This window comes from Aminobacter sp. BA135, assembly GCF_050859125.1.
Taxonomy (GTDB): domain Bacteria; phylum Pseudomonadota; class Alphaproteobacteria; order Rhizobiales; family Rhizobiaceae; genus Aminobacter; species Aminobacter ciceronei.
Window position 1 is genome coordinate 4948076 of sequence record NZ_CP139572.1, and the last position, 25937, is coordinate 4974012.

Annotated in this window: 25 protein-coding genes; 16 read left to right on the forward strand and 9 right to left on the reverse strand. The window is 64.1% G+C overall.

Annotated features, from left to right (window positions below; translation table 11 throughout):
- Positions 1–12: 12 nt before the first annotated feature.
- On the reverse strand, positions 13–969 hold the full coding sequence (locus SLT36_RS24125) for a DMT family transporter (protein ID WP_067967053.1): 957 nt from the start codon (positions 967–969) through the stop codon (positions 13–15).
- A 260-nt stretch (positions 970–1229) separates the two neighbouring features.
- On the opposite strand from SLT36_RS24125, the gene SLT36_RS24130 reads away from it, so the two are divergent.
- Positions 1230–1778, forward strand: a complete 549-nt coding sequence (locus tag SLT36_RS24130) for an NADPH-dependent FMN reductase (protein WP_154385332.1) — start codon at positions 1230–1232, stop codon at positions 1776–1778.
- The gene (locus SLT36_RS24135; protein ID WP_432284769.1) at positions 1775–3016 is read left to right on the forward strand and encodes an MFS transporter; all 1242 of its coding nucleotides are present in this window, start codon (positions 1775–1777) and stop codon (positions 3014–3016) included. Before SLT36_RS24130 ends, SLT36_RS24135 begins: the two co-directional genes overlap by 4 nt.
- A gap of 19 nt (positions 3017–3035) precedes the next feature.
- Here the strand turns inward: SLT36_RS24135 and SLT36_RS24140 are convergent, their stop codons facing one another.
- Positions 3036–4472, reverse strand: coding sequence for a hypothetical protein (locus SLT36_RS24140; RefSeq protein WP_432284770.1), 1437 nt, complete (start codon positions 4470–4472; stop codon positions 3036–3038).
- 221 nt (positions 4473–4693) lie between these two features.
- On the opposite strand from SLT36_RS24140, the gene SLT36_RS24145 reads away from it, so the two are divergent.
- Positions 4694–6745, forward strand: a complete 2052-nt coding sequence (locus SLT36_RS24145; protein WP_432284771.1) for a putative bifunctional diguanylate cyclase/phosphodiesterase — start codon at positions 4694–4696, stop codon at positions 6743–6745.
- 8 nt (positions 6746–6753) lie between these two features.
- Here the strand turns inward: SLT36_RS24145 and SLT36_RS24150 are convergent, their stop codons facing one another.
- Positions 6754–8196, reverse strand: coding sequence for a helix-turn-helix domain-containing protein (locus SLT36_RS24150; protein WP_154385328.1), 1443 nt, complete (start codon positions 8194–8196; stop codon positions 6754–6756).
- A 245-nt stretch (positions 8197–8441) separates the two neighbouring features.
- Here SLT36_RS24150 and aceA point away from each other — a divergent pair, with 245 nt between their 5' ends.
- From aceA to SLT36_RS24165, 3 genes are all read left to right on the forward strand, one after another.
- Positions 8442–9731, forward strand: a complete 1290-nt coding sequence (gene aceA / locus SLT36_RS24155) for an isocitrate lyase (protein WP_067965225.1) — start codon at positions 8442–8444, stop codon at positions 9729–9731.
- 93 nt (positions 9732–9824) lie between these two features.
- The gene (locus SLT36_RS24160) at positions 9825–10067 is read left to right on the forward strand and encodes an SMc00767 family acetate metabolism repressor (RefSeq protein ID WP_067965227.1); all 243 of its coding nucleotides are present in this window, start codon (positions 9825–9827) and stop codon (positions 10065–10067) included.
- 231 nt (positions 10068–10298) lie between these two features.
- Positions 10299–10745 (forward strand): response regulator, encoded by a 447-nt coding sequence (locus SLT36_RS24165; RefSeq protein WP_432284772.1) that lies wholly within the window; start codon positions 10299–10301, stop codon positions 10743–10745.
- 3 nt (positions 10746–10748) lie between these two features.
- Here SLT36_RS24165 and SLT36_RS24170 read toward each other — a convergent pair whose 3' ends face one another.
- Positions 10749–11459 carry an HAD family hydrolase gene (locus SLT36_RS24170; protein WP_432284773.1) on the reverse strand — a complete coding sequence of 237 codons (711 nt, stop codon included), beginning with the start codon at positions 11457–11459 and terminating at the stop codon, positions 10749–10751.
- A gap of 137 nt (positions 11460–11596) precedes the next feature.
- Between SLT36_RS24170 and SLT36_RS24175 the strand changes: the two genes are divergently transcribed.
- The 3 genes from SLT36_RS24175 to SLT36_RS24185 all read left to right on the forward strand — a co-directional run bounded on the left by SLT36_RS24175 (position 11597) and on the right by SLT36_RS24185 (position 14659).
- Positions 11597–13033, forward strand: coding sequence for a glutamine synthetase family protein (locus SLT36_RS24175; protein WP_067965234.1), 1437 nt, complete (start codon positions 11597–11599; stop codon positions 13031–13033).
- A 117-nt stretch (positions 13034–13150) separates the two neighbouring features.
- Positions 13151–14437 carry an NAD(P)/FAD-dependent oxidoreductase gene (locus tag SLT36_RS24180; protein ID WP_432284774.1) on the forward strand — a complete coding sequence of 429 codons (1287 nt, stop codon included), beginning with the start codon at positions 13151–13153 and terminating at the stop codon, positions 14435–14437.
- Between the two features lie 3 nt (positions 14438–14440).
- Positions 14441–14659 carry a hypothetical protein gene (locus SLT36_RS24185; protein ID WP_432284775.1) on the forward strand — a complete coding sequence of 73 codons (219 nt, stop codon included), beginning with the start codon at positions 14441–14443 and terminating at the stop codon, positions 14657–14659.
- Here the strand turns inward: SLT36_RS24185 and SLT36_RS24190 are convergent.
- The 3 genes from SLT36_RS24190 to SLT36_RS24200 form a co-directional block, all read right to left on the reverse strand.
- Entirely contained in the window at positions 14652–16127 is a 1476-nt protein-coding gene (locus SLT36_RS24190) for a sensor histidine kinase (RefSeq protein ID WP_432284776.1), read from the reverse strand. The genes SLT36_RS24185 and SLT36_RS24190 overlap by 8 nt on opposite strands.
- Positions 16124–16798: a response regulator gene (locus tag SLT36_RS24195; RefSeq protein WP_432284777.1), complete on the reverse strand. Its 675-nt coding sequence runs from the start codon at positions 16796–16798 to the stop codon at positions 16124–16126. Before SLT36_RS24195 ends, SLT36_RS24190 begins: the two co-directional genes overlap by 4 nt.
- A gap of 86 nt (positions 16799–16884) precedes the next feature.
- A complete protein-coding gene (locus SLT36_RS24200) occupies positions 16885–17268 on the reverse strand; it encodes a hypothetical protein (protein ID WP_432284778.1) in 384 nt (127 codons plus the stop codon).
- A 146-nt stretch (positions 17269–17414) separates the two neighbouring features.
- Here SLT36_RS24200 and SLT36_RS24205 point away from each other — a divergent pair, with 146 nt between their 5' ends.
- The 4 genes from SLT36_RS24205 to SLT36_RS24220 all read left to right on the forward strand — a co-directional run bounded on the left by SLT36_RS24205 (position 17415) and on the right by SLT36_RS24220 (position 19928).
- Positions 17415–18119 carry a TonB-dependent receptor domain-containing protein gene (locus tag SLT36_RS24205; protein ID WP_432284779.1) on the forward strand — a complete coding sequence of 235 codons (705 nt, stop codon included), beginning with the start codon at positions 17415–17417 and terminating at the stop codon, positions 18117–18119.
- A 128-nt stretch (positions 18120–18247) separates the two neighbouring features.
- The gene (locus SLT36_RS24210) at positions 18248–18670 is read left to right on the forward strand and encodes a DUF5602 domain-containing protein (protein WP_432284780.1); all 423 of its coding nucleotides are present in this window, start codon (positions 18248–18250) and stop codon (positions 18668–18670) included.
- The gene (locus tag SLT36_RS24215; RefSeq protein ID WP_432284781.1) at positions 18667–19197 is read left to right on the forward strand and encodes a plastocyanin/azurin family copper-binding protein; all 531 of its coding nucleotides are present in this window, start codon (positions 18667–18669) and stop codon (positions 19195–19197) included. Before SLT36_RS24210 ends, SLT36_RS24215 begins: the two co-directional genes overlap by 4 nt.
- Before the next feature lie 29 nt (positions 19198–19226).
- Complete coding sequence (locus tag SLT36_RS24220) at positions 19227–19928, forward strand: RNA polymerase sigma factor (protein WP_432284782.1); 702 nt, start codon at positions 19227–19229, stop codon at positions 19926–19928.
- Here SLT36_RS24220 and SLT36_RS24225 read toward each other — a convergent pair.
- Both SLT36_RS24225 and SLT36_RS24230 read right to left on the reverse strand, forming a co-directional pair.
- Positions 19925–21049 (reverse strand): beta-ketoacyl-ACP synthase III, encoded by a 1125-nt coding sequence (locus SLT36_RS24225; RefSeq protein WP_432284783.1) that lies wholly within the window; start codon positions 21047–21049, stop codon positions 19925–19927. The genes SLT36_RS24220 and SLT36_RS24225 overlap by 4 nt on opposite strands.
- Before the next feature lie 109 nt (positions 21050–21158).
- A complete protein-coding gene (locus SLT36_RS24230; RefSeq protein WP_432284784.1) occupies positions 21159–21911 on the reverse strand; it encodes an SDR family oxidoreductase in 753 nt (250 codons plus the stop codon).
- A gap of 159 nt (positions 21912–22070) precedes the next feature.
- Between SLT36_RS24230 and SLT36_RS24235 the strand changes: the two genes are divergently transcribed.
- The 3 genes from SLT36_RS24235 (at position 22071) to pgl (ending at position 25832) form a co-directional block, all read left to right on the forward strand.
- Positions 22071–23417 carry a hypothetical protein gene (locus SLT36_RS24235; RefSeq protein WP_432284785.1) on the forward strand — a complete coding sequence of 449 codons (1347 nt, stop codon included), beginning with the start codon at positions 22071–22073 and terminating at the stop codon, positions 23415–23417.
- A 244-nt stretch (positions 23418–23661) separates the two neighbouring features.
- On the forward strand, positions 23662–25131 hold the full coding sequence (zwf, locus tag SLT36_RS24240) for a glucose-6-phosphate dehydrogenase (RefSeq protein WP_432284786.1): 1470 nt from the start codon (positions 23662–23664) through the stop codon (positions 25129–25131).
- Positions 25132–25136: 5 nt separating this feature from the next.
- Positions 25137–25832, forward strand: a complete 696-nt coding sequence (pgl, locus tag SLT36_RS24245; RefSeq protein WP_432288462.1) for a 6-phosphogluconolactonase — start codon at positions 25137–25139, stop codon at positions 25830–25832.
- Positions 25833–25937: the final 105 nt, after the last annotated feature.

Here is a 25937-nt window from a genome sequence, read left to right on the forward strand (position 1 = left end):
ACGACCAATTGATCAATCGGGCATCGGCATGCCGGTGACACCGGGTCTTTGCGGTTGCGCCTGGCGCCTGAACTCGAGCCCGAGATGCACGAGCAAGGCGACAAAAATCACCGCGCCGCCTGATATGGTGCGGAGCGACGGCACTTCGGAATGGACGAGCCAGACCCAGATCGGCCCGAGCATCGGCTCGAAGGTGCCGATCAGCGCGGCGACGGCCGCCGGGATCAACCGTGCCCCGGTGGCGAAGAAGGCGAGGCCCAGACCGAGATTGACGACGCCGAAGGCAAACAGAAAACCCATCTCGCGCGGCGAGACGGCAAAGGCCGAGGCTTGCGAGGCGGCAAAAGCCGCCGCGATCATGGTGCCGAGGCAGGTGGCCGGCGTCATGCGAACATGGGAGAAGCGGCGGGTGATGACGGTAGCGATCGAAAACACCACTGCTATCAGCAAGGCGAGGCCGTCACCGATCGGCGAAACCTTGCCGGTGAGAGACTCCGAAACCATGATCGCCACGCCGACGATCACCGCCAGAATCGCCGCCCATGTCGCCAGCGCCACCCGCTCGCGAAACAGCACCCAGGCAAACAGCGCCGCAAGCAACGGCACGCCAGCCTGCATCAAAAGGACATTGGCGACGGTGGTGTAGGCAAGGGCGATGACGAAAGACGTCGAGGCGGTGGCAAAGCAGATTGCCACCAGCAGACCGGGCAGCCCCATGCCGCGGAACAATTGCAGCGTTCCGCGGAAGCCGTCACGCCAAACCATGAATGCCAGCAGAAAGGCTGCCGCCCAGAACGAGCGCCAGAACACCACGGTCCAGATGTCGTCGATCTCGATGAAGCGGCCGATGGCGCCACCCAGGCTCCACATCAGCGCCGACAGGAACACCAGGGCGATGCCCAAGCGCTCGTCGCGCCGCGAAACCTGCGGCGCAGTTGCGTCGGATAGCGGAACTGCCGGGTCTGTCATGGCCTCAGTATCGATGACGTTGGGGTGGCTGGATATGCTCAAAACGACTTGAAACGGTCCAATTCGCTACCTCATCGCTCAAGCTACTGCGTGGTCCAGTCCATGACGATGGTTGTGGCAAACCGCGCTGCATTCGAACAATCCCCCAGCGATGTCGAAGCGAACAATCCGACGGCGCTCAATTTTCTTCTTGACCTAAATATTAGTTGAGGTTTTACAGAAGCGGCTCCAACACCGATACCGAAATGGAGCCCCCTGAAATGCCCCAGAAAATAAAGCTCGCCATCATCTATGGCAGCGCCCGTGAGGGCCGTTTCTGCGATACCGTGGTCAACTGGGTTGCCGCCGAAATTGCGGGCCACCAGCAGTTTGCCATCGATTTTATCGACCCGCGCGACCTCGGCCGAAACCGTGCCGATGTCGCCCGCCGCCTTGGCGATGCCGATGCCTTCCTGGTGGTGACGCCGGAGTACAATCACGGCTACACCGCCGACCTCAAGGCACTGATCGACGCCCACAGCATCCAGTGGCAGGCAAAGCCGCTGGCCTTCGTCTCCTATGGCGGCATTTCGGGCGGGTTGCGGGCGATCGAACAGTTGCGCCTGGTGTTTGCCGAACTGCATGTCGTGGCAATCCGCGACACGGTGAGTTTTGCCAGCGCCTGGAGCAAGTTCGACCGCAACGGCACGCTGATGGACCCGCGCGATGCGCGCAAGGCGATGTCGGCGCTGCTCGCCCGCCTGCAATGGTGGGCAATCAACCTGCGCGAGGCACGTGCCAACACGCCCTATCTCGAGGTGGCCGCATGAGCGCGCTGCAACCGGTTCGGGTCGCGGAAGCGGCGGACCTGCCCGACCGGCATGCCGGTCGCAACTTGACACTGCTTTTGATCAGCACATTGACGATCATGTCGGGCGCGACCATTTCGCCGTCGCTGCCGGCCATTGAAAGTCATTTCGTCGGCAGTCCCAACGTCGAGATCCTGACGAGGCTGGTGCTGACGCTGCCGGCGCTGTCCATCGTCATCTGCGCCCCATTCGCCGGCGGACTGGCCGACCGCTTCGGTCGCCGGCCGCTGCTGATCGCCGCGGCCCTGCTCTATGGGCTCGGTGGCATGTCGGGGCTGCTGGCCGATAGCTTGCCCGCGCTTCTGGTCGGACGCGCGCTGCTCGGCGTCGCCGTTGCCGGCGTGATGACGACGGCAACGGCCCTTGTCGGCGACTACTTCAGCGGCCCGGCGCGTGATCGTTTCATGGGCTATCAATCGGCATTTGTCGGCTTTGGCGGGCTGATCTTCCTAACCGGCGGCGGCATGCTTGCCGAAATGCACTGGCGTGCACCCTTCGCTGTCTACGGCCTGTCGCTGCTGCTGATCCCGGCTGTCATTGCGTTCATCGACGAACCGGTCCGCAACCGTATTGCGTCGGCGACCGTTGCCGCCCAAGCCGCTGCCGGCACGGCATGGCTCGCGGTCTTCGCCGTCTACAGCGCGGCGGCGCTCAACAGCGTCGCCTTCTACCTGTTGCCGGTCCAGCTGCCTTTCCATCTCAACGCCATGGGCATCGGCTCACCGACACTGGCCGGCCTCGCCATCGGGCTCAGCAGCCTGATCGGAGCGGTTGCCGCTTTGGCCTATGCGCGCCTGCGCGCCAGATTCGGCGTGGTCGGCGTGTTCAGTCTCGCCTTCGGCCTGATGGGTACAGGCTACGTCCTGCTGGGGTTTGCCAGTGCGCTTGTCATGGTCCTGCTGGCCGCAATAGTTGTCGGCCTGGGCCTTGGCATGATGATGCCCAACATCGCAGCGGCGGCGATGGCGGCGGCGGCACCCGAAATGCGGGGACGCGTTGCCGGCGGCATGACCGCCAGCATCTTCGCGGGACACTTCATCTCGCCCTTCGCCAGCCAACCGATGATCGCGGCCTTCGGCTTCGCCGACACCTACCTCTACACCGGGCTCGTTGTCGGCGGCGTCGCCATGCTTGCCGCAGCAGCGGCCGCCTTCCGCGCAAGCACCGACCGGACTAACAGAGCAGGCCACCGCAGCTAACGGAAGCCTGCTCGGCTTCTTATTTGGCCTGTTTCGCCAGCTTCCGCACTTCCGACAGGACGGCGTCGTCGCCGGAAACGTAGCTGGCGAAGGTCTGGGCGACGGGGACCGTGGGCCGCAGGGAACCCGCGGCGGTGCCGTAGACATAGTTCGGCAGGAAACAGGTGGTCAGCTGCGACAGCCGGCAGCCGTTCTCCCAGTCGTGATAGGCGGTGGTGTAGCGAAACGCGATTTTGGAATTGGGCATGATCGTCGTGCCGCCCTCGCCCCACATCTGGCCGGCGTCACCCATCTCCTCGCCGACCAGCGCAGCACGCTCGCCGGCATAATATTTCAGCCGTGACGCGATGCTGATCGCCGCCGAAAACGTGTTGCCGCTGGTCAGGATGAAGATGCGGCCATTGGGCACGGCCTCCGGCAGCAGGCGCGAGAAGTCGGTGCCGAGCATGTAGTTGCCGCCCGGGCTGAACCTGAGGTCGACGACGGCATGCCTGACGTCGCGTTTGCCGGCCTCCTCCAGCACGCCAGCCAGATAGTCGGCCATCGGCGCCCCGTCCGCATCGCGGAAGCGGTTGATCTGGACGTAGAGGATACCATCTTCTTCGAGATAGCTGTGCCACGCGTTCTGATCGGGACGCGAAAGATAGGGCGGCGTGACGCCATCCAGAACATGGACCCAACCGGCGCCACCCTTGTCAGGCGCAACCGGACTGAGGTCGCGCTTCGGCCAGACGGTTCTCGTCGAAGGCTCGCCTTTCTCCGGCCCGACGCCAAGCGTGCGCACGATCTCGGAACCGTCGGCCTTGCGGAAACGAAACGCGCTCTCGTCCGCTTTGGCGGCCAGTTGGGCCGCGTGGAGCAGCTCCGGCGAAATCATGAAATTCGGCGACAGCTCGCGCACGTATGTTTCGGTGCCGCCGACATAGGGCCGCAATGCCGCGACCAGTTCGTCCGGGGTCCTTCCGTTCGCCATGAGCACTTGCGCCCCGAGAAGATCGCGATGCTCCACTGTGGCGCGAACAACGAAAAGCCCGTCGGCAAACCAGCCCAGCCGCAGCGGGATGGCGTTGAAGCCCTGCCCGCCGGCAAGACCGAGAACGTTGGTGTGGCCGTTATGGGCAAGGGCGACCGCCTTGGCCGCGCCCATCGCCAGCGCAGGCCGGTCGAGTTCTGAGGCGCGGGCCGTCAGTTCATCGACTTCCTTAACAAATGCGGCACTGGTTTCAGCCGTCAAGCTGCGCTCGACCAGCTGCATGTTGCGAAGATGAGCCAAATCCTGAGCGTTCTCGTCAGCCTGCGAACTGCCGGCAGATGAAGCCGCGGCCGGATAGGACTTGAATACCGGATACAAGATGACGCCGAGCGACAGCACAACGACGATCAGCAATGCCAGAACAGCAAGCGCCACACGCTTCGGCCACCGCCTCGACTTGGGTCGGACATCAGAACTACTCATGTGAACGTCTCCAAATACTGGGTCACCGCCCTGGTTCGGACAGCACATGGGTGCGGCGCACGCGACCTTCAATTACCTGCCAAGTCAACCACGTGCCGTGGCCCAATGGGGTGAAACGGATCGGCAAGGTTTGTCTCGGATAAAGCCGGCCAAACTCTGGAACTGCGCGTCGCGCTTTCCGAAAACGTCCCGAGTTTCGGCCGACGCGCAAGGAACCGTTCATGCTGACCGTACTCAACTGCCTCGTCACCGCCCACGACTATCGTTTTGTTGCCGCTGCCCTGGCCATCTGCGCGCTCGGCTGCGTGGTGTCGATGCGCTTGTTCTCCCGTGCCCGCAACGTCCGGCGCGCCAAGCACGTGGCCTTCGTCGTCATGGCCGGCCTGGCCGGCGGCATGACGATCTGGACGACGCATTTCCTGGCGATGCTCGGCTTCATTCCCAATGTCGAGCACGGCTTCGAGCCCAATTTCACCGTGCTGTCGTTGGCCTTTGCCATCGCCACCTCGATGGCTGGCTTCATGATCGCCGCCAGCCGCGAACGTGACTGGATGATCGAGGCCGGTGGCGGCGTGATCGGCGCCGGCATCGCGCTGATGCATTTCACCGGAATGCGCGGTTTCGTCGTCGCCGGCACGATCAGCTACGATCCGTCCTTCGTTGCCTTTTCCATTGCAGCCGGTGCGGCGCTCGGCGTGCTCGCCACCAACCGTGTGGCACGCGGCACCACCCGCACCAGCCACTATGCCGGCATGGCAGCCCTGATCCTGGGCATCGGCATCATGCACTTCACCGCCATGGGCGCGGTGCAGATCACGCCCGACCCACGCGTCGCAGTCCCCAGCCAGCTGATGTCCGACAGCGTGCTGGCGATCCTGGTCGTCCTGGTGACCGTACTTGTGGTGATGCTCGGCGCGGTGACCCACCTGGCCGAAGAGCAGGGTCAGCAGGACGCCGTCGCGCATTTCCGGCACCTGGCCATGCACGATCCGCTGACCGGCCTGCCCAACCGCGCCGCGGTTCGCGACGAGCTGCCGATGCGGCTGAAGCAGGCAGCGGGCACCTCGTTGGCGATCATTGCCGTCGACCTCAACCGCTTCAAGGAAATCAATGACGTCTACGGCCATGCCGCCGGCGACGCAGTGCTGGTCCAGACCACGGCAAGGATGCGTGCAGCGCTGATCGAGGGCGAGTTTTTTGCCCGGATCGGCGGCGACGAGTTCATCGCAGTCAAGCCGTTCACCCGCGAGAACGAGGTGGAGGAGTTCGCCGCCCGCATCAGCGACGCCTTCTCGCGCCCCAACGAACTGGGCAAGGGCCGCTTCTCGATCAGCGCCAGTATCGGCATTTCGGTCTGTCCCAAGGACGGCGACAGCGTCGACGAACTGACGACTCGCGCCGACCTTGCCATGTACCGGTCCAAGAAGCTGCAGGACGGCAGTTGGTGCTGGTATGATGCCGACGCCGACGAGGACGGCCGCCGCCGCGGCCAGATCGCCATCGGCCTGCGCAGCGCCATCGCCGACAACGCACTGCGTCTCGTGTTCCAGCCGCAGATCTCGATGAAGAAACGCCAACTGCTCGGCTTCGAGGCGCTGCTGCGCTGGTCCAGCCCGCAGCTTGGCGAGGTCTCGCCTGCCGACTTCATTCCGGTTGCCGAGCAGACCGGCATCATCGTCGAGATCGGCGACTGGGTGCTGATGCAGGCCTGCCGCGAGGCGACGTTGTGGCCAACACCCATGGGCGTTGCGGTCAACGTGTCGCCGGTGCAGCTGATGCGTCCCAACTTCGCCGAGCGGCTGACCGAGATCCTAACCGAGACTGGCCTGGAGCCGACGCGGCTCGAGATCGAGATCACCGAGACCATGCTGATCGACAATCCGGGCCAGGCGCTGCTTGTGCTGCGCAAGATCAAGGCTCTTGGTGTCCGCGTCGCCATGGACGATTTCGGCACCGGCTATTCGTCGCTGTCGACGCTGTTTTCCTTCCCCTTCGACAAGATCAAGGTCGACCGCAGCTTCCTCAACGCGCTCGGCCGCCAGGCCCAGGCGACCAGTGTCATCGAAACGGTCATCGAGCTCGGCCACAAGCTGTCGATCCCGGTCCTCGCCGAGGGCGTCGAGACCGACTTCCAGGCCGCCTTCCTGAAGGACCGGCGCTGCGACGAGGCGCAAGGTTTTCTCTACGGCCGGCCGGTGGATTCCTCCACCGCACATGCGCTCGCCCAGTCGGGCACATGGCAGGACGAAAACGCCGGCAAGCTGAGCGCCTGATCCAGCGCTTACTGGAAATCGAAGGCTGACAGGCCAGTCACCATCTCGTCGAGACCGAGCGGCCGGGTGATCGGCGGCTCGGCGCGCGACAGGCAGCCGGACCGCTCGCAAAGCCGGCAGGCCGGGCCGACTGGGGTCGCGGCCACCAGGCCGGGCTTGGCGCCAACGGCAAGTGCTGGAAGGGCGGCGCCATAGACGATCTCGTCACGGAAGGCGATGTCGCAGCCGAGAAGGATCGCCGTGCGCCGGGGGCGTTCACTGAAGGCGCCTTGTGGCCCTTCGAGGGTGCGCGCGACGCAGAGGAACTCGGCGCCATCGGGCATTTCCACCGCCTCGACGAAGATCTGCCCCGGCTGAGTGAAGGCGGCATGGACCGGAAGTTTGGGGCAGCCGCCGCCGAAACGGCTCTGCGGAAAACCTTGTGCGCCTGCCTTACGGAAGCGGTTGCCGGCATTGTCGACCTCGAGCATGAAGAACGGAACCGCAGCACTGCCTGAGCGCTGCAGCATGGTCAGACGGTTCGCCGCCTGTTCGAACGACACGCCGAAGCGCGAGCGCAGAACGTCAACGTCGTAGCGCGCCCGCTGGGCGGCCGAATGAAACGCCTGATAAGGCATCATCAGCGCATGGGCGGCGTAGCGGCCGAGCTCGAAGCGGGCGAGACGCTTGGCTTCGTCGGAGGAGAGTTTCAGCGCCTGGATTTCGGCGGCGACGGCGACCTGCATGCGGATCAGGCTCGCCTCCATCGCCACCTCGCGCAGCTGGTCGAAGGGCGACAGGCGCTCGGACAGGAACAGGCGCTGCGAATGGCGGTCGTAGCGACGGCGCCAGTTGGGCATGGTGGCGACCGGCAGCACCTTGACGACGATGCCATGCTCACGCCGCAACCAGCCCTTCAGCGCGCCCAACAGGTCGTCGCCGGGATCGAGCAGCGAGGTGAACGCTTCAGCTTCTTCTTCCAGCGAAGTGAAGTGGTTGGGTCGGCGCTCGAACACCTCGTGCACTTCGTCGATCGGCAGCCGGGCACCCGACAGGGCCGTGGTGTGCCCCTCGCGCGCCAAGAGCTCGGTCAGGTCGGACAGGCGCTCGGCCTGCTCGCGATAGGCGCGGAACAGCTTGATCACCGCCGCAGCAGCGTTGGGTGCGGCCTCGGCGATCTCGACCAGTTCCTGGTCGCCGGGCAATTCGCCCGACAGAAGCGGGTCGGCGAAAACCTCTCGAAGTGCTGCGATCGAGCCCCTCGCCTCACCCTGCAGCTCATCCGGATCGACCTTGTAGACCGAGGCCAGCTTGAGGATGAGCTGCACCGTCAGCGGGCGCTGATTGCGCTCGATGAGATTGAGATAGGACGGCGAGATGCCTAGGCCCTCGGCCATCGCCGTCTGGGTCAGGCCCTTCTGGTTACGGATGCGCCGGATGCGCGGTCCGGCGAAGATTTTCTGCTCGGCCATGGCTTTTACACCGAATTTACAACGAAAGTAGGGGGATTAGCCTACCCGACCTTTTACATTCTTTACAAATTTACAGCGGCGTTCTGTCAAACACAACACAGGTTTTCCCTATTATTTGCTGCATTTCGTTGAATTTTCTGGCTGCTTCGGCGCTGCAATGTCAAACAAGTCACATAGAAATCGCCGCAAACAAACCCAAGACGCGGTGGCCGCCCCCAGACCTAAGTGACCAGACGGAGTCGACAATGACCGATTTTTACAACCTCGTCCCTTCAGCCCCGGAAGGCCGTTTCGACGGCATCGAGCGCCCCTACTCGCCGGAGGACGTGAAGCGGCTGCGCGGCTCCGTCCAGATCAAGCAGACCCTGGCCGAAATGGGCGCCAACCGCTTGTGGAAGCTGATCCACGAGGAGAACTTCGTCAACGCGCTCGGCGCCATGTCCGGCAACCAGGCGATGCAGCAGGTCCGCGCCGGCCTGAAGGCGATTTACCTCTCGGGCTGGCAGGTCGCCGCCGACGCCAACACTGCTTCGGCAATGTATCCCGACCAGTCGCTCTACCCGGCCAACGCTGCGCCCGAACTGGTCAAGCGCATCAACCGCACGCTGCAGCGCGCCGACCAGATCGAGACCTCGGAAGGCAAGGGTCTTTCGGTCGACACCTGGTTCGCCCCGATCGTGGCTGACGCGGAAGCCGGCTTCGGCGGCCCGCTCAACGCCTTCGAGATCATGAAGGCCTTCATCGAGGCAGGTGCTGCCGGCGTCCACTTCGAGGACCAGCTGGCTTCGGAAAAGAAGTGCGGCCACCTCGGCGGCAAGGTGCTGATCCCGACTGCGGCGCACATCCGCAACCTCAACGCCGCGCGTCTCGCCGCCGACGTAATGGGCACTTCGACGCTGATCGTCGCCCGCACCGACGCCGAAGCCGCCAAGCTGCTGACCTCCGACATCGACGAGCGTGACCAGCCCTTCGTCGACTACGACGCCGGCCGGACCGTGGAAGGCTTCTACCAGGTGCGCAACGGCATCGAGCCCTGCATTGCCCGTGCCATCGCCTACGCTCCGTTCTGCGACCTGATCTGGATGGAAACCGGCAAGCCGGACCTCGAGCAGGCGAGGAAGTTCGCCGAGGCCGTGCACAAGGCGCATCCGGGCAAGAAGCTGGCCTACAACTGCTCGCCGTCGTTCAACTGGAAGAAGAACCTCGACGACGCGACGATCGCCAAGTTCCAGCGCGAGCTGGGCGCGATGGGCTACAAGTTCCAGTTCATCACGCTGGCTGGTTTCCACCAGCTCAACTTCGGTATGTTCGAGCTGGCCCGCGGCTACAAGGATCGCCAGATGGCGGCCTATTCGGAGCTGCAGGAAGCGGAATTCGCAGCCGAAGTGAACGGCTACACCGCGACCAAGCACCAGCGCGAAGTCGGCACCGGCTACTTCGACGCCGTCTCGATGGCGATCACCGGCGGCAAGTCGTCGACGACCGCGATGCACGAATCGACCGAACACGAACAGTTCCGCCCGGCCGCCGAATAGGCCTGGCTCCAGCTACCCCGGAGGCACAAGGCCTCCGGGCACCGCCCGAGGCAACGCCCGCAAGGGCAAAGGCAACCACCGAGGAGAACCACAATGGCACCGCGTACCCGTGTCAAGGAACGAGCCGAAGAACAGGCGACCACCATGAGCGCCGACCAGCAGGCCGTGATCCGCATCGTCGCCAACGACCTGCACCGCCTGAACCAGTCGGTCATGAAGGCAGTCGAGGCCGGCGTGTCGGTGGAACTGGTCCGCTCGGCCCGTCACCATGGCGGCGACGGAAACTGGGGTGACCTGCTGATACCCGTCATCGTCACCCAGCAGCCACACGGCTGACAAGCGTTCCCTCTGCCCCCACGGATCCCGTCCGCAGCCCCTGCTGCGGGCGGGATTTGTCTTTTAGCCACGGCTCATTTGACTACGACCCATCTGTCGAGTTTCTATTGCCTGCGACTAAAGTCGAATGTCGTTTCCAGCGTATTACTTGACACTTCCCGCAGTTGACGCGAACGTAAGGGACCGAACGCAACCCGATTGAACAGACGCCCTCAGCTGTCGGCTAAGCCAATGAAATGGAATGACCCAGATTCGGGCGGCAGCCCGGATGATAGTGCGCGCACCCTTGGAGGCTGTGTCGCAGACCTGAGCAAGGTGCTCGTCGTCGGACGCTCCCCGATCAACCGCGTCGTCGTTGCCAAGATCGTCGAACGCTCCGGGCTGAAGACGATCTCGGAAGCGCCTGAGACGGCAGCTGAGATGCTGCACGCGCTGGCTCCGGGCACGATCATCCTCGACGGCGGCAGCGACAACCGGGATTGCGACGGGCTGATGCAGTCGATCCTGTCGCTCAGGCTGGCTTCGGGCAGCAAGCTGCCGTCGGTGATCCTGTTGTCAAATCGGGCCGGCACGGCGGAAAGCCTGTCGCTGTCGAGCGCCGTCGACATGGTCGTCGCCAAACCGATCACCCCGGAGCGGCTGCAGCCCGTCGTCGAAAAGCTGCTCGGCCGCTGCTGAATCTCAGTCGAGGTTTTTCAACAGCTTCGACAGCTCGCCGAGATGCTGCAGCTTGCGGAAACGTGCGGCTGCTGTCGGTTCGTCGACATGCTCGTAGGCCCAGGTCAGGTCGTGGGGGATGTAGACGCCCCAGCTGCCGGCCTCGATCGCCGGCACGACGTCGGACTTGAGCGAATTGCCGATCATCATGCTATGCGCCGGGCCGTCGCCGTGGCTGCTGAAAATGCGCTCGTAGGTCGGCCGCGACTTGTCACTGACGATCTCGACGGCATTGAAGAAATCGCCGAGGCCCGACTGCGCCAGCTTGCGCTCCTGGTCGAACAGGTCGCCCTTGGTGATCAGCACCAGCCGGTAGCGGCCGGCCAGCGCCTCGAGCGTGTCATGGACATGCGGCAGCGTCTCGACAGGATGGCTGAGCATCTCGCGGCCGGCGGCCAGGATCTTCTCGATCACAGAAGCCGGAACCCGGCCTTCCGTCACCTCGATCGCGGTCTCGATCATCGACAGGGTAAAACCCTTGATGCCGAAGCCATAGGTGCCGAGGTTGCGCTTTTCGGCCTCCAGCAGGCGTGACTTCAACTGCTCTGCCTCGCCATGCTCGGCGAGCAATTCGGCGAAGTGTTCTTCCGTCATGCGGAAGAACTGTTCGTTCTGCCAGAGCGTGTCATCGGCATCGAATCCGATGGTGGTGAGGGAGGGCAAAGCAGATGTCATGGCGGCTCTCTAGGCCGAAAATCGGACCGAAACCAGCTGATTTCAGTTCGAACCCAAGCAGAATCGCCTGATTGCCCCCCTTTTCTTATTTCATGGCGCCCGGCTATACTCGGCAATCTGCAACGACAATCTGGTGAATGATGCCGCCTGCAAAGAAGGAAGTCCGTCCGACCACTCGGGGGGCTCGCGCCCGCACGCCCGCATTTGTGAAAAACAAGCGTGGTGTGAAGAACTGGAAGGAAGCCTCCGAATGGCTCGAATGGCGCGGTATCGAGGACATAGAGTGCATCACGCCTGACCAGGCCGGTGTTGCTCGCGGCAAGATGATGCCGTCCAGCAAGTTCACCTCCAACACCTCGCTGGCCTTGCCGTCGGCACCGTTCATGATGACGATCTCGGGCGTCTATCCCGAAGATGGCAACGGCTTCGAATATCCGGAGGATGACGGCGACCTGAAGCTGGTGCCAGATCTCTCGACGCTTTCAGTGGTGCCGTGGGAAGACGATCCGACCGCCCAGGTGATCTGCGATCTCGTCCACCAGGACGGCCGCCCCGTCGAATTCACGCCGCGCAACGTGCTGAAGCGCGTGGTGGCGGCCTACGAAAAGGTCGGCCTCAGGCCGGTTGTCGCGCCCGAAATCGAATTCTACCTCGTCCGCAAGAACCCCGATCCGGATTACCCGCTGACCCCGCCCGTCGGACGCTCCGGCCGCCCGATCGGCGGCGGTGCCGGCTATTCGATCGCCGGCGTCAACGAGTTCGACGAACTCATCGACGACATCTACCATTTCTCCGAGGCGCAGGGCCTGGAGATCGACACGCTGATCCACGAGGAAGGTGCCGGCCAGCTTGAGATCAACCTGCGTCATGGCGACCCGATCGAGCTCGCCGACCAGGTGTTCCTGTTCAAGCGCACGATCCGCGAGGCGGCGCTGAAGCACGACACCTACGCCACCTTCATGGCCAAGCCGATCCAGGGCCAGCCGGGTTCGGCGATGCACATCCACCAGTCGATCGTCGACAGGAAGTCCGGCAAGAACATCTTCACCGGCGAGGATGGCGCGGAAACCGATGCGTTTTTCCACTTCATCGGCGGCATGCAGCAGCATGTGCCGAACGCGCTGGTGATGCTGGCGCCTTACGTGAACTCGTATCGCCGCCTGACGCAGGCGGCCTCGGCGCCGGTCAACAACAAGTGGGGCTACGACAACCGCACCACGGCCTTCCGCGTGCCGCGCTCCGACCCGGCTGGGCGGCGTGTCGAAAACCGCATCCCGTCCTCGGACGCCAACCCCTATCTGGCGCTTGCGGCGTCGCTCGCTTGCGGCCTGATCGGCATGAACAACAAGCTTGTGGCCGAGCCGCCGATCCTGACCACTGCCAACGAGGATGAGATCGATCTGCCGCGCGGCCTGCTCGAAGCCGTCGACCTGTTCGAAAGCGATGACGAACTGGCAACGATGCTCGGCAAGTCCTTCGCCTCGACCTACGCAGCGATCAAGCGCGCCGAGTTCGAAACCTTCATGGAAGTGATCAGCCCGTGGGAGCGGGAATATCTGTTGCTGAACGTCTGAAGAAGCAAACGAATAGCGCTTAGCGAACAGAGAGGGGCTCCGCCCCTTTCACTACTCGCTACTCGCTATCGCTCCTCGTTGTTCGCTCCCTGAAATTTCCGGAGCCCTCTCCGCATCATGACCTACAACTCCCCCATCTCTCCCGGCCTGTCCTGGTACGAAGATACCGCCGGGCCGCGACCTGAATACCCTGCCCTCGACGGTGACAGGCTGGCAGATGTCGTCATTATCGGCGGCGGCTTCACCGGGCTTTCGGCAGCGACGCATCTTGCCAAGGCGGGCGCCAATGTCGCTCTGATCGAGGCGCATCGCTTCGGCGACGGCGCCTCGGGGCGCAATGGCGGCCAGCTCGGCACCGGCCAGCGCGCCTGGGCCGAGGAGCTCGAAAGTGAGCTTGGCTTCACCCGGGCCAAGGCGCTGTTCGACCTGGCCGAGGAGGCCAAGGCGCACCTGCTCGATTTCACCGCCGCCAACGGCATCGACATCGACTATATGCCGGGCCAGATGTCGGTGGCGCACAAGCCGCGTTATGTCGACGACTACAAGGCCCATGCCGAGATCATGGCCAGCCGCTTCAACTATGCGCATGTCAGCTTCATGGACGCGAGCGAAACCGCCGAGCGGCTTGGCTCGACGCACTACTATGGCGGCACGCGCGACACCGGCACCGGCCACATTCATCCGCTCAAGCTGGTGATCGGCACGGGGCGCGCCGCGGCCGCCGCCGGCGCCCACCTCTTCGAAAACACGCCATCGACCGGCATCACCTCACAGGGCGGCAAGGTCAGGGTGACGACGCCGCGCGGCACGATCACGGCACAGAAATGCCTGATCGCGGTCAACGCCTATGGCGGCAAGCTGGAGCCGGTGAGTGCCGCCCATATCATGCCGATCGGCTCGTTCATCGGCGCCACGGTGCCGCTGGGCGCGGATTCGAAGGTCATCCCCGGCGGCGAGTCGGTCGACGATTCCCGCTTCGTCGTGCGTTACTTCCGCAAGTCGCGGGACGGGCGGCTGCTGTTCGGCGGGCGCGAGATCTACGGCGTCAACGACCCCAAGGACATCCACATCCACATCCGCAAGCAGATCACCGAGATTTACCCAGCACTGAAGGATGTCGAGATCACCCATGGCTGGGGCGGCTATGTCGGCATCACCGTGCCGCGCAAGCCGTTCGTGCGCGAGGTGATGCCGAATGTCATCTCGATGGGCGGCTATTCCGGCCACGGCGTCATGCTGTCGAATTTCTTCGGCAAGCTTTATGCTGAAACGGTGGCCGGCAATCGCGACCGGCTGAAGTTGATTGAGGAGCTGAAGATACCGCCCTTTCCCGGTGGCCGGCGTTTCCGCACGCCGCTTCTGTTCCTCGCCCTCAATTGGTTCGCACTGAGGGACAGGATATAGCGCATGGCGGACGAACTGGTCGATCGCATCTACGAAGCGGCCTTCGTCCCGGAAGTCTGGTCGTCGGCGCTTGAGGCGATGATCGCCGCCTCCGGCCCGGCTTCCGGCGGCATGCTGATGTTCGACGGCGAGAACCGCCACCGCAAACCGTTGAGGTCTAGGCAAAGTCCAAATCGTGAGCCTCTTCGGTGTCACAGGGCGACTGCCGAACAGCTTAGCTGACCTGCCTTGCGGCATCCGGTTTCAGCCCTGATGCCGTCGCCTGCCACAGCGGCAGCTGCAGCCTGATGCGGGCGCCGCGCCACGGGCCAACCAGGATTTCAACGCCGCCACCATGCAGCCGGGCGATCTCGCGGACAAGATTGAGCCCGAGGCCGGCGCCGCTGTTGCGGGGGCGCAGGCGATAGAACGGCTGGAACACGCGCTCATGTTCGTCGTCGGGAATGCCCGGACCTTCGTCGTGGATCTCAAGCCCGCCTTTGGCGTCCACCACCACCGAAATGATGCCCTCGCCGCCGCCATGGTCGATGGCATTGCGCAAGAGATTGGTGACGGCCTGCTGGATTTGCGACGGCTGGATGTTGACCAGCACGCTCGACGCCGCCGGCTCGAAGGAAAAGTCATAGCCGGCCGAAAGCGCCAGCGGCGCGAAATCGGCGGCGAGATGACGGGCGAACCCGACGAGGTCGACGACCTCGCGGGCGCCTGCGGTCTGGTCGAGCACCTGGCGGTCGAGCAGTTGCTGCGCCAGATGCGACAGGCGTTCGATGTCCTTCAGCAGCCGCGCGCTTTCGGGGTCTTCGCGCAAGAGTTCGGCGCGGGTGCGCAGGATGGCGATCGGCGTGCGCAGCTCGTGCGCCGCATCGGTCAGGAAGCGGTTGCGCTGGTCGTACCCCTGGCCGAGGCGCAACAAGGCATTGTTGAAGGCCTGCACCATCGGCTCGATCTCGGTCGGCACGTTGGCGGTCGGCAGTTGCACGCCGCGATTGTCGATGTCGATGCGCCCGGCCTGCCTTGCGGTGGCGACGAGGCCGGCGAGCGCCCGGCGTACGACCGTCGGCGTGACGACGAGGGTCGTGCCGCCCATGACGACAAAGAAGGGCGCCAGAAACGCGACGATGATCAGCGCAACCGTCGGGCCGATCTTCATCCACTCGATCTCGCCGTCGGGATTGCGGGTTCCGTCGAGACTGAGCTGGAATGTAACGTCGACGCCGTTGGTCTCGGTGCGGGACAGAATTGTCGAGGTCAAAATCTGCACCGCGCCGGCCGCGGTCTGCCGGTTAGCCAGGATCGAATCCGGCCTGATGTCATAGACCGGGAAGCGCAGGAACGCGTATTCGATGCCCCATGGGATTCTCAGCTCTTCCCCGACATAGGCGTCCGGTACCTGGCCCAGCCGTAAGGTCTTGCCCGCCTCGTCACGAACGACCAGCCAGAGGTTGGGATAGTTCTTTCGCGCCGCGAGCATCTCCTCGGTGTCGCGCAAGACGAGGTTGCCGCCGGCATCCCTGCCGACAGCGCCCGATACTGCATCAACGGCGGTTTCGTTGTCGCTAAGCAGCCGTGGCTCGAGCAGGAACAGCACCAGCCAGATCAGACCGACGAAGGTGAACAGGGTCGCGGCCTGGAGCAGGATCAGCCGGCGCACGAGCTGCCATTGCAGCGAAATGGGACGCAGCTTCTTCATGCCACGGCGCGCAGCAGGTAGCCGAGATTGCGGATCGCCCTGATCTCGACCCCGGCCGAGACATCGTCGAGCTTGCGGCGCAGGCGCGAGAGGTGGGAATCGAGCGCGTTGGAACCGATCTCGTCGTCCATGGCGTAAACCGACTCTTCGAGCGTCGCGCGCAGCACCGTGCGGCCAGGCCGGCGGAGCAGCGCTTCAAGCGCCAGTTGCTCGCGCCGCAACAGCTCCAGCGGCGTGTTGCCGACGCTCGCCTCGCGATGATGGAAATCATAGGTCAGGCGGCCGACCACCGTCTGCTCGGACCGCAGCGCGACGGGACGGCGGTGCAGCGCGCGCAGCCGCGCCATCAGTTCTTCCATGGCAAACGGCTTGACCAGATAGTCGTCGGCGCCGGCATCGAGGCCGGCGACACGATCGTTGAGGCCGCCGAGCGCCGTCAGCATCAGGATCGGCGCATCGACACGCAGCGCGCGCAACCTGGGGATCAGGTCGAGACCTTCGCCATCCGGCACGCGGCGATCGAGCACGATGGCATCGTAAGGGCCGAACTCAGCCGCCGCCTCGGCGTCCGCAAGGGTGGCGACGTGATCGACGATGACGTTGCGGCGTGCCAGCGCCGATTTCAGCACCGAGGCCATCTCCGGCTCGTCCTCGAGCAGCAAAATGCGCATGCACGTCTTCCTTCAGTCAATCATCGGGCCAGGCCGGAACCGGCGGCGGCATTGGTCCTCCACCGGTACGGCAAGACCTCAAGCAGTTACTCGCATTCCAGCTTCGGCTTGCGGAAGTTGGTGATGTACCAACGACCTTCGGACCTGGTGGCGTAGAATGTGTAGAAGCACTCCTGCTCCTCGACATAGCCCGGCGTCGTCATCTCCTCATAACGCGTGCCGCGCCTGGTTTCCCGGTACTCGCCGCTGGTCGAACCCGCAACGGCATTTGTCGTGATCTTGCTCCATTGATAGGCGCGCTGGCCACGGCCGAGCTCGATCACCGCCGTGGGCGGACCATAGTCGACGAGGACCGACTCGAGCGGCTGACCGATATAGCCCTTCATGACGTCCGACTGGCAGCCGGCCAGGAAGATGGCGGCGGCGACTGCAAGTGCGCCGACAGCGCGGCGGGCAATGCTGAGAGACATGTCTGATCCCGGATCTGGATGATGTTCCCGGGCAGCTACGCCGCAAAGATTGCATCTACATTGCAGGAGCCCGGGCGATCGCGGCCGGGATCGGGAATCTCCCTTGTCCTTGGAATTTTACGCGATGCGTTCCCCGAGCATCATCGATGACGACTTCTGCCTTCACCATGAACGTCAACTCCAATGTCAGGCCGGAGCGCGCGAGCAACTGGGAGATCGGCACCAACCTGCGCCGGGACAATCTGTTGACCGACGACGACAGCGCGATGCTTAAGTTCGGCTATTTCGACTGGTCGGTGAAGGACTACATCGCGCGCGAGTGGGGCACGACGCCTCAGGGGTGGTCCGGCATGCGCATCCACAACATCGACAGCGCGCATTTCGCCGGCCTCGAAATTTCGGGTCGCTACGAGGTCGGCGGCTTCGCGGCGGAACTGGCTGCGAATTACTACACCGATGTCGAGTTCTGCCGCACGGCGGCGAGTTGCGAGAACAAGTCGCTTTATGCCGACTACGCCACCAACCAGGTGCCGCCGCGCTACTCGGTCGACCTGACGCTGACGCAGAAGCTGATGGACGACGCGCTGACCATTGGCGGCAGGGTCTCGCATGTCGGGCGGCGCGCCATCGGCCATGGCGACGTCACCGCGCAGGGCGCATCGCAGTTCATCGCGCTGGTCAACTGGACGCCCTACACGCTTGTCGACGTGTTCGCCGAGTACAAGTTCAACGACAGGCTGACCGGCACCGTCCAGAACCTGACCGACACCTATTATGTCGAACCGCTCAGCCTGGTGGTGCAGCCGGGACCCGGCCGTACCTTCTATGGCTCGCTGACGGCCAGCTTCTAAGCGGGGGGCGGGCCGCCTGCCGGCGGGGGCTGGGCAGGCGGCCGCAATTCAACGGGAACCTTTTTCGAGCGCCGGCATCCAATGACTGAAGCCACCGTAGCGTGCGGTGGCCCAGCAGGAGATGCCCCATGAAACTGGTTTCCGCCGCACTTACCATCGTGCTCGCCAGCGCGCTTCCCGCGCTCGCCCATGACATTCCCGCCGACGTCGCCAAGTCGCCGCCTGCCGGCGCCTTCAAGGCGGTGAGCAGCCTGGTCAAGCTGCCCGACTTCCTCCCCGGCATGGGCCAACTGTTCGTCGATCCCGCGTCGCTGCCGGCGGGGCCTTTCCTCGCCTATGACCATGACGGCAAGCTGGTCAGCACGATCTACATGCTGCCGATCAAGGATCTCAACCCCGACAAGCGCTTCGACGACCTCGCCGCACCGGGCGGTAATGTCGACCATGTCAGCGTCTACTACAATGCCGGCCATCCCGGGGTGGAAGAGCCGCATGCCCATGTCGTGCTGTGGCATGTGGCCAAGGCCGACGAGGCACGGGTGGCGAAATGATCGTCACGCGCAGGCGCATGATCGAAGCCGGCGGGGGATTTTTCCTCGCCGCGCTTCTCACCAGGCCGGCGCTGCCGGCCGGCGCCGTCGTCGATATCGAGATGCATGGCAGGGACGATGGCGCACATGTCTGGTTCGACCCGATCGGCATCCATGTCGAGCCCGGCCAGACCATCCGCTGGACCAACCGCGACCCCGGCAATTCGCATACCGTGACGGCCTATCACCCCGATATCCTCGACCGGCCGCTGCGCATTCCCGCAAACGCCAAGCCTTGGGATTCCGACTATCTGATGCCGGGCCAGAGCTTCTCGGTGACGCTGACCATGCCTGGGGTATATGACTATTATTGCGTGCCGCACGAGCATGCCGGCATGGTCGGGCGGATCGTGGTCGGCTCGCCGCCTGCGTCGGTCGAGACGGTGGCAAAGCCGGACCAAACCTTGACGCAGCTGCCTGACATTGCGGTGCGCGGGTTTCCGCCGGTGGACGAGATCGTCGCCAAGGGCGTCGTCCGCAAGGCGTGAACAGTGGGCCTAAAAGTGGAGGCGTCGACATGCAACTGGCAATCTTGCCGCAACAGGTCGATCTCGACGGACACCGCGACGAGGAACTGGTGGCACTCGCGCGCCAGGGCGCCGAGAACGCCATCCGCGCGCTCATCAAACGCAACAACCAGCGGCTTTTCCGCATTGCCCGTGCCGTCACGCGCGACGACGCAGAGGCGGAGGACGTGGTGCAGGAGGCCTATGTCAGGGCCTTCACCCGGCTCGACAGCTTCAAGGGCGAGGCGCTGTTTTCGACATGGCTCACGAAGATCGCGCTCAACGAGGCGATCACGCGTATCCGCAAGCGACGGCCTTCCGCCGAGTTGGACGAACTGGACAATGCTGCTGCGGGCAATGGAGGCCAGGTGATCATGTTCCCGACATCGCTGACACCGCCGGGGGCGGATGCCGAGCTTGGTCGCGGGCAGGTACGCGCTCTGCTCGAACAGGCGATCGACGAATTGCCGGCGGCCTTTCGCATCGTCTTCATCTTGCGCGACGTCGAGGAGATGAGCATCGACGAGACCGCAGCACAGCTGGGGCTCAAGCCGGAGACGGTCAAGACGCGGCTGTTCCGCGCCCGCAAGCTGATGCGGGCGGCAATCGAAAAGCGCCTGTCGAGCGGCTTTGCCGAGTTGTTCCCGTTCAACGGCTGGCGCTGCGAACGCATGGCCGACCGGGTGGTCGAGCGGCTGCGCGGCGAGGCTTAAAGCTTCCTGACGATGACGCTGCCGGCGGAATAGCCGGCGCCGAAAGAGCAGATGACGCCGAGGCTGCCCGCAGGCAGGTCGTCGGAGAATTTCGAGAACGCGATGATCGAGCCGGCGGACGAGGTGTTGGCGTAGTCCTGCAGCACGTTGGGCTGCTCCTCGCGGCTCGGCTCGCGGCCCAGCACCTTCGAGCCGATCAGGTCGTTCATGCCCTTGTTTGCCTGGTGCAGCCACAGCCGCGACAGGTTTTGCGGCTCGATGCCCTGCTCGGCGAGATGAGCAAGCATCAGCTCCGCCACCATCGGCACCACCTGCTTGAACACCTTGCGGCCTTCCTGGTGGAACTGCATGTCGCGTCGGTCGACCATTTGGCCTTCGCGGGTGCGGCGCAGGAAGCCATTGTTGTTGCGGATGTTGTTGGAGAATTCGGTGAGGCAGCGCGTGGCCAGCACCTCATAGGCGCTGTCCGCCTTCACCTCGTCGGCGCGCTGCAGCACCACGGCCGTGCAGACATCGCCGAAGATGAAGTGGCAATCGCGGTCGCGCCATTCCTGATGGCCGGAAGTGATCTCCGGATTGACCATCAGGATCGCCCGGGCCGAGCCGGTGCGGATCATGTCTGATGCAAGCTGGATGCCGAAGGTCGCCGACGAACAGGCGACGTTCATGTCGAAGGCGAACCCCTTGATGCCGAGGGCCTGCTGCACCTCGATGGCGATGGCGGGATAGGCGCGCTCGTGGTTGGAGGCGGCGCATATGACGGCGTCGACGTCGGCTGCGGTCAGGCCCGCCTTCTTCATCGCCTTGTCGGCTGCCTTGACCGAAATCTCGGCCATCAGCGACAGCTCGTCCTCGGCGCGCTCGGGCAGCACCGGATGCATGATGCCGGGATCGAGAATGCCGAATTTTGAGATGACATGGCGGCGCTCGATACCCGACGCCTTGACGATGAACTCTTCCGAGGACATCGCCATCGGCTCGCGCTCGCCGGCCTCGATGGCATCGGCGTGCAGTCTGTTCTGGCGGTGGGCATATTCATTGTAGGAGGCCACCAACTCGGCATTGGTGATGACTTCCTCCGGCGTGAAGATGCCGGTACCGCTGATCGCAACCCTGTGCATGGCGTTTCCCATTGGTTTTGAGCCATTGGAATAGGGTTCAGGCAGCAGCGGTCAAGCTTTGCACCCACGATTTCAGGTCGAAAGCGCGGTTACCTCGCGGCAGAAATGCTCAAATGCAGCGCCCGCCATCCACTTCCATGGCCACGCCTGTTATCAGCGACGCCTCGTCGGAGACCAGGAACAGGGCGGCGTTGGCAATGTCGAGCGGGGTCGAGAAACGGCCGAGTGGGATCGACGCCTTGAACTTTTCGCGGATCTCGGGCGTGTCCTTGCCCATGAACTTTTCCAGCATGCCTGTCTCGCCAGCGACCGGGCAGAGGCAGTTGACGCGGATGTTCCTGGGCGCGAGCTCGACCGCCATCGACTTGGTGGCGGTGATTGCCCAGCCCTTGGAGGCATTGTACCAGGTCAGGCCCGGGCGCGGTCTCAGGCCTGCGGTCGAGGCAGTGGTCAGGATCGAACCCCCGCCCTGGCGCTCCATGATCGGCACGACCGCGCGCGCGGCATGGTAGATCGCCTTCATGTTGACTGCGGTGATCAGGTCGAAGACGTCTTCCTCGACATTGACGAGGTCGCCATTGCGGTGGGTGTAGCCGGCGTTGTTGACCATGATGTCGATGCGGCCGAAGGCACTTTTGGTGGCGTAGACCAGCTCGTCGAATTCGGAGCGCTGCGACACGTCGGTTGTGATTGCGATCGCGCCATTGCCGATCTCGGCGGCGACGCGCTCGGCCGCCTTGGCATTCAGATCGGCGACGACGACCTTTGCGCCCTCCTCGGCAAAACGCCTGGCCATGCCTTCGCCAAAACCGGCGGCACCGCCGGTGATGATCGCGACCTTGTCCTTCAGCCTATCCGCCACGTTACGCCCCTTTCGAATCGAACCCTGTCACCAGCCCGTCATCGAAAACGAAAACGCTTCGGTCAGCAACAGACAAGCGACTGGCTGATGGCGCGCGGCTTGCGGCACACTTCAAACAATTCTAAAGTAAAAGTCTGCCTCTGGGTGGGGGACGCAAGCATGACACTTCGTTTCTTATTTGCATTGTTTTCAGCAAGTGCAGGTCTGTTCATCGGCTTCCAGCAAGCAGCGAATGCCGCCTGCATGGTGCCGAGCTACAACCAGAAGCGCGGCATACCGCCCGGCTTCACCGAGGCGCAGGGCTTCAAGGGCCGCTTCGACTTCCCCGCAAGCACCAGTGAACCACTTCCGGCCTTCCTGTCGATCGACTTCACCCAGGACTGGCGCGCCTATATCCAGGCGGTTCTCGACTATTCGTTCGAAGGCAACATCTCGGTCGACTTCAAGGTCGAAAACAACAACACCCGCAACTGGTACCATGCATTGTGGATGCATCCCGGCAATTCGGGACGGGAATTCCTGCACGGCTTGACCAAGGAACGCGCCACCGACCCGGAACAGCTCGCCGAGGGCGTGACCAAGTCCTTCGACACATGGGCGGTCGGCTTCTACAACGCGCTCGGCGCCACCACCTTCGCCAAGGTGTGGAGCGATCCGTGCAGCCCCAAGATCGACGACGTCTATTTTCCGGTGGGCACGACTTCGTTCAAGCTGCTGTTCACCACCGCAACTGCAGCCGACATCCCCTATCTCGCCGGCGCACCGGAATGGGAGGGCGACATCGGCCGCGCGCCCAACCGCATCGGCAAGCTGCATCTCTACCAGATCGACATTGCCGTGCGTGATCCGCGCTCGCTGCAAACCGGATGGGTGTTCGGCACCTTCGTCTACCAGGGCAGCGAGCCCGGCAGCGATCCGTGGAAAAAGCTGGTGCCGGTCGGGCTGAGCTGGGGCAACGACCGCTTCGTGCCGCCGCCCGGACAATTGCGCCAGAACGTGCTCAACGACACACTCGAGGGCAAGATCTATGGCTGGGCCGCGCGCAAGGAGCTCGGCTGGGGCGGCCGCGTCAACGGCCCGGCCGACAACCAGATCAGCTCCTGCGTGTCGTGCCACGGCTCGGCGCAATATCCGCGCAGCGACGATTTCGGCAACCTGCCGCGGCAGCCGGCGACGCCCGTCGATTACCAGCGCCGGCTCTTGGAGTATTTCCGCGACATCTTCGCCGGCGGCGTGTTCGACGGCGAGTCGCGTTACTTCGGCACGCAGACAGCTGTCCTGGCGCGGCCGCTCGACTATTCGCTGCAGTTGCAGGTCGGCATCGAACGCATGTGCGCCACGGTCACCGCACGCGAGGCGCCGTTCAATGACGGCACGGTCCCGGTCCCGCCAGTTTGCCCGACACCGCCGGCCGTGGTGGCGGGCGGCCCGGAAAGCCTGACGGCCGGGCCGGCGCTTGCCGATCGGGACGACACGATCGACGCGCTTTTGGAGCCGATCAGGTAGAGTTGCAAGGGATCGGACTTCATGGCCATACGCGGCCGGCTGGGGATGCATGTCGCCATCCCCAGGGGCGCTCTCGCCCTGCTGCGGCAAAACTGCCGATATCCGGCTGGCGCCACGGCTTCGTCTGGACCACTATCAAATCTTCGCGTGTGACACAGTGGCGCCGGCTTTTGGGCTGGCGATTTTAAATCGATTAGATTATATCAGGCGACGACGCGACGACCGTCTTGAAATTGGAACGATCATGACCAGCCAGATCATCCCCGTCGATCCTTTCGACTTCATCATTTTCGGGGGCACCGGCGACCTGTCGGAACGCAAGCTGTTGCCGGCGCTCTATCACCGCCAGCGCGACCACCAGTTTTCCGAGCCGACCCGCATCATCGGGGCGTCGCGCACAAAGATGGACGACAAGGAATTCCGCGCCTTCGCCAAGAAGGCGATCTCGGATCACGTGAAGCCCGAATATATCGAGGAAAAGGAACTCGCGACCTTCCTCGACCGGCTGAGCTACGTCACCGTCGATGCCAAGTCGGGCGACGGTTTTGCCGAACTCAAGAAGTCGCTTGCCGACAGCAAGCGCATCCGCGTCTTCTATCTCGCGGTGGCGCCGAGCCTGTTCGGCGACATCTCCGACCATCTCAAGGCGCACAAGCTGGTCACACCGGATTCTCGCATCGTCGTGGAAAAGCCGATCGGCCGCGACCTTGAATCGGCCATGGCGCTGAACGACATCATCGGCGACGACTTCGGCGAACACCAGATTTTCCGCATCGACCACTATCTCGGCAAGGAGACGGTGCAGAACCTGATGGCGCTGCGTTTTGCCAACGCGCTCTACGAGCCGCTGTGGAATTCGGCCCATATCGACCACGTGCAGATCACCGTCGCCGAGACCGTCGGCCTGGAAGACCGCGTCACCTATTACGACAAGGCGGGCGCGTTGCGCGACATGGTGCAGAACCACATGCTGCAGCTGCTCTGCCTTGTCGCCATGGAGGCGCCGGCCTCGATGGAGGCCAATGCGGTCCGCGACGAAAAGCTCAAGGTCCTCAACGCGCTGAAGCGCGTCAACGGCAACGAGGCGCCGAAGCAGACGGTGCGCGGCCAGTACCGCGCCGGCGCATCGGCCGGCGGCCCGGTCAAGGGCTACATCGAGGAGCTGGGTGCGGAGAGCAACACCGAGACCTTCGTCGCCATCAAGGCCGAGATCGCCAACTGGCGCTGGGCCGGCGTGCCGTTCTACCTGCGCACCGGCAAAAGGTTGGCCTCGCGCGTTTCTGAGATCGTGATCGAGTTCAAACCGATCCCGCACTCGATCTTCGGCGAAAGCGCCGGGCCGATCTTCAACAACCAGCTGGTCATCCGCCTGCAGCCCGACGAGGGCGTCAAGCAGTTCATCATGATCAAGGACCCGGGCCCGGGCGGCATGCGCCTGCGCCAGATCCCGCTCGACATGAGCTTCGCCCAGTCCTTCGACGGGCGCGCGCCGGATGCCTATGAGCGCCTGATCATGGACGTGGTGCGCGGCAACCAGACGCTGTTCATGCGCCGCGACGAGGTCGAGGCGGCATGGAAGTGGATCGACCCGATCCAGCACGCGTGGGAAGGCAGCCGCCAGGAAGCCCAGGGCTATACCGCCGGCACCTGGGGTCCGTCGGCGTCGATCGCGCTGATCGAGCGTGACGGCCGCACCTGGCATGAGAGCAATTGAGCGCCATGGCATCCCCGCGCTGGAACGCGTTCGAGACACGGGACGTACTGGCGGCAACCCTTGCCGCCAGGGTGGCTGACGCGCTGAAGGCGGCCATCACCCGCCGAGGCGTGGCCTTCCTCGCCGTCTCGGGCGGCACCACGCCCGGCCGCTTTTTCGCTGCGCTGTCGCGGGAAGCCCTGGAGTGGAGCAAGGTGACGGTGACGCTGGTCGACGAGCGTTTCGTGCCGGAAAGCTCGCCGCGCTCGAACGCAGCACTGGCCAAGGCCAGCCTGCTGCAGAACGAGGCGTCGGCCGCCGCTTTCGCACCGCTGTTCCATGAGGCTGCCACCGTCGAACAAGGTGCCGAGCTCGCCGACTCCAAGCTGCGCGCCCTGCCCTGGCCGCTCGACGTGTCCGTGCTCGGCATGGGCGGCGATGGCCATACGGCCTCCTTCTTCCCCGACGCCGCCGGGCTCGACGCCCTGCTCGACCCGGCTTCGACCCGATTCGTCATGCCTGTGCATGCAGAGACCGCTGGCGAGCCAAGGCTGACGCTGACGCTCCCTGCTCTGGTCAATGCCGGGCTGGTCGTCGTCCATATCGAGGGCGCGGAAAAGCGCAACGTCATCGAGGCGGCACTGGCCACCGACAAGGCCTTGCCGATCCGCACCGTGATCGACCGGGCGCCGCGCGCCGCCGAGATCTACTGGGCCCCCTGATCGGGACCCGGCCGCGCCGAGCTCCTCCAGGGGCCGCGGCGCCGCGAATGCCGAAATCGAGCATGGTCCGGCGCAATCGGCTGCGCCGTCTGCCGGTCCATGCCA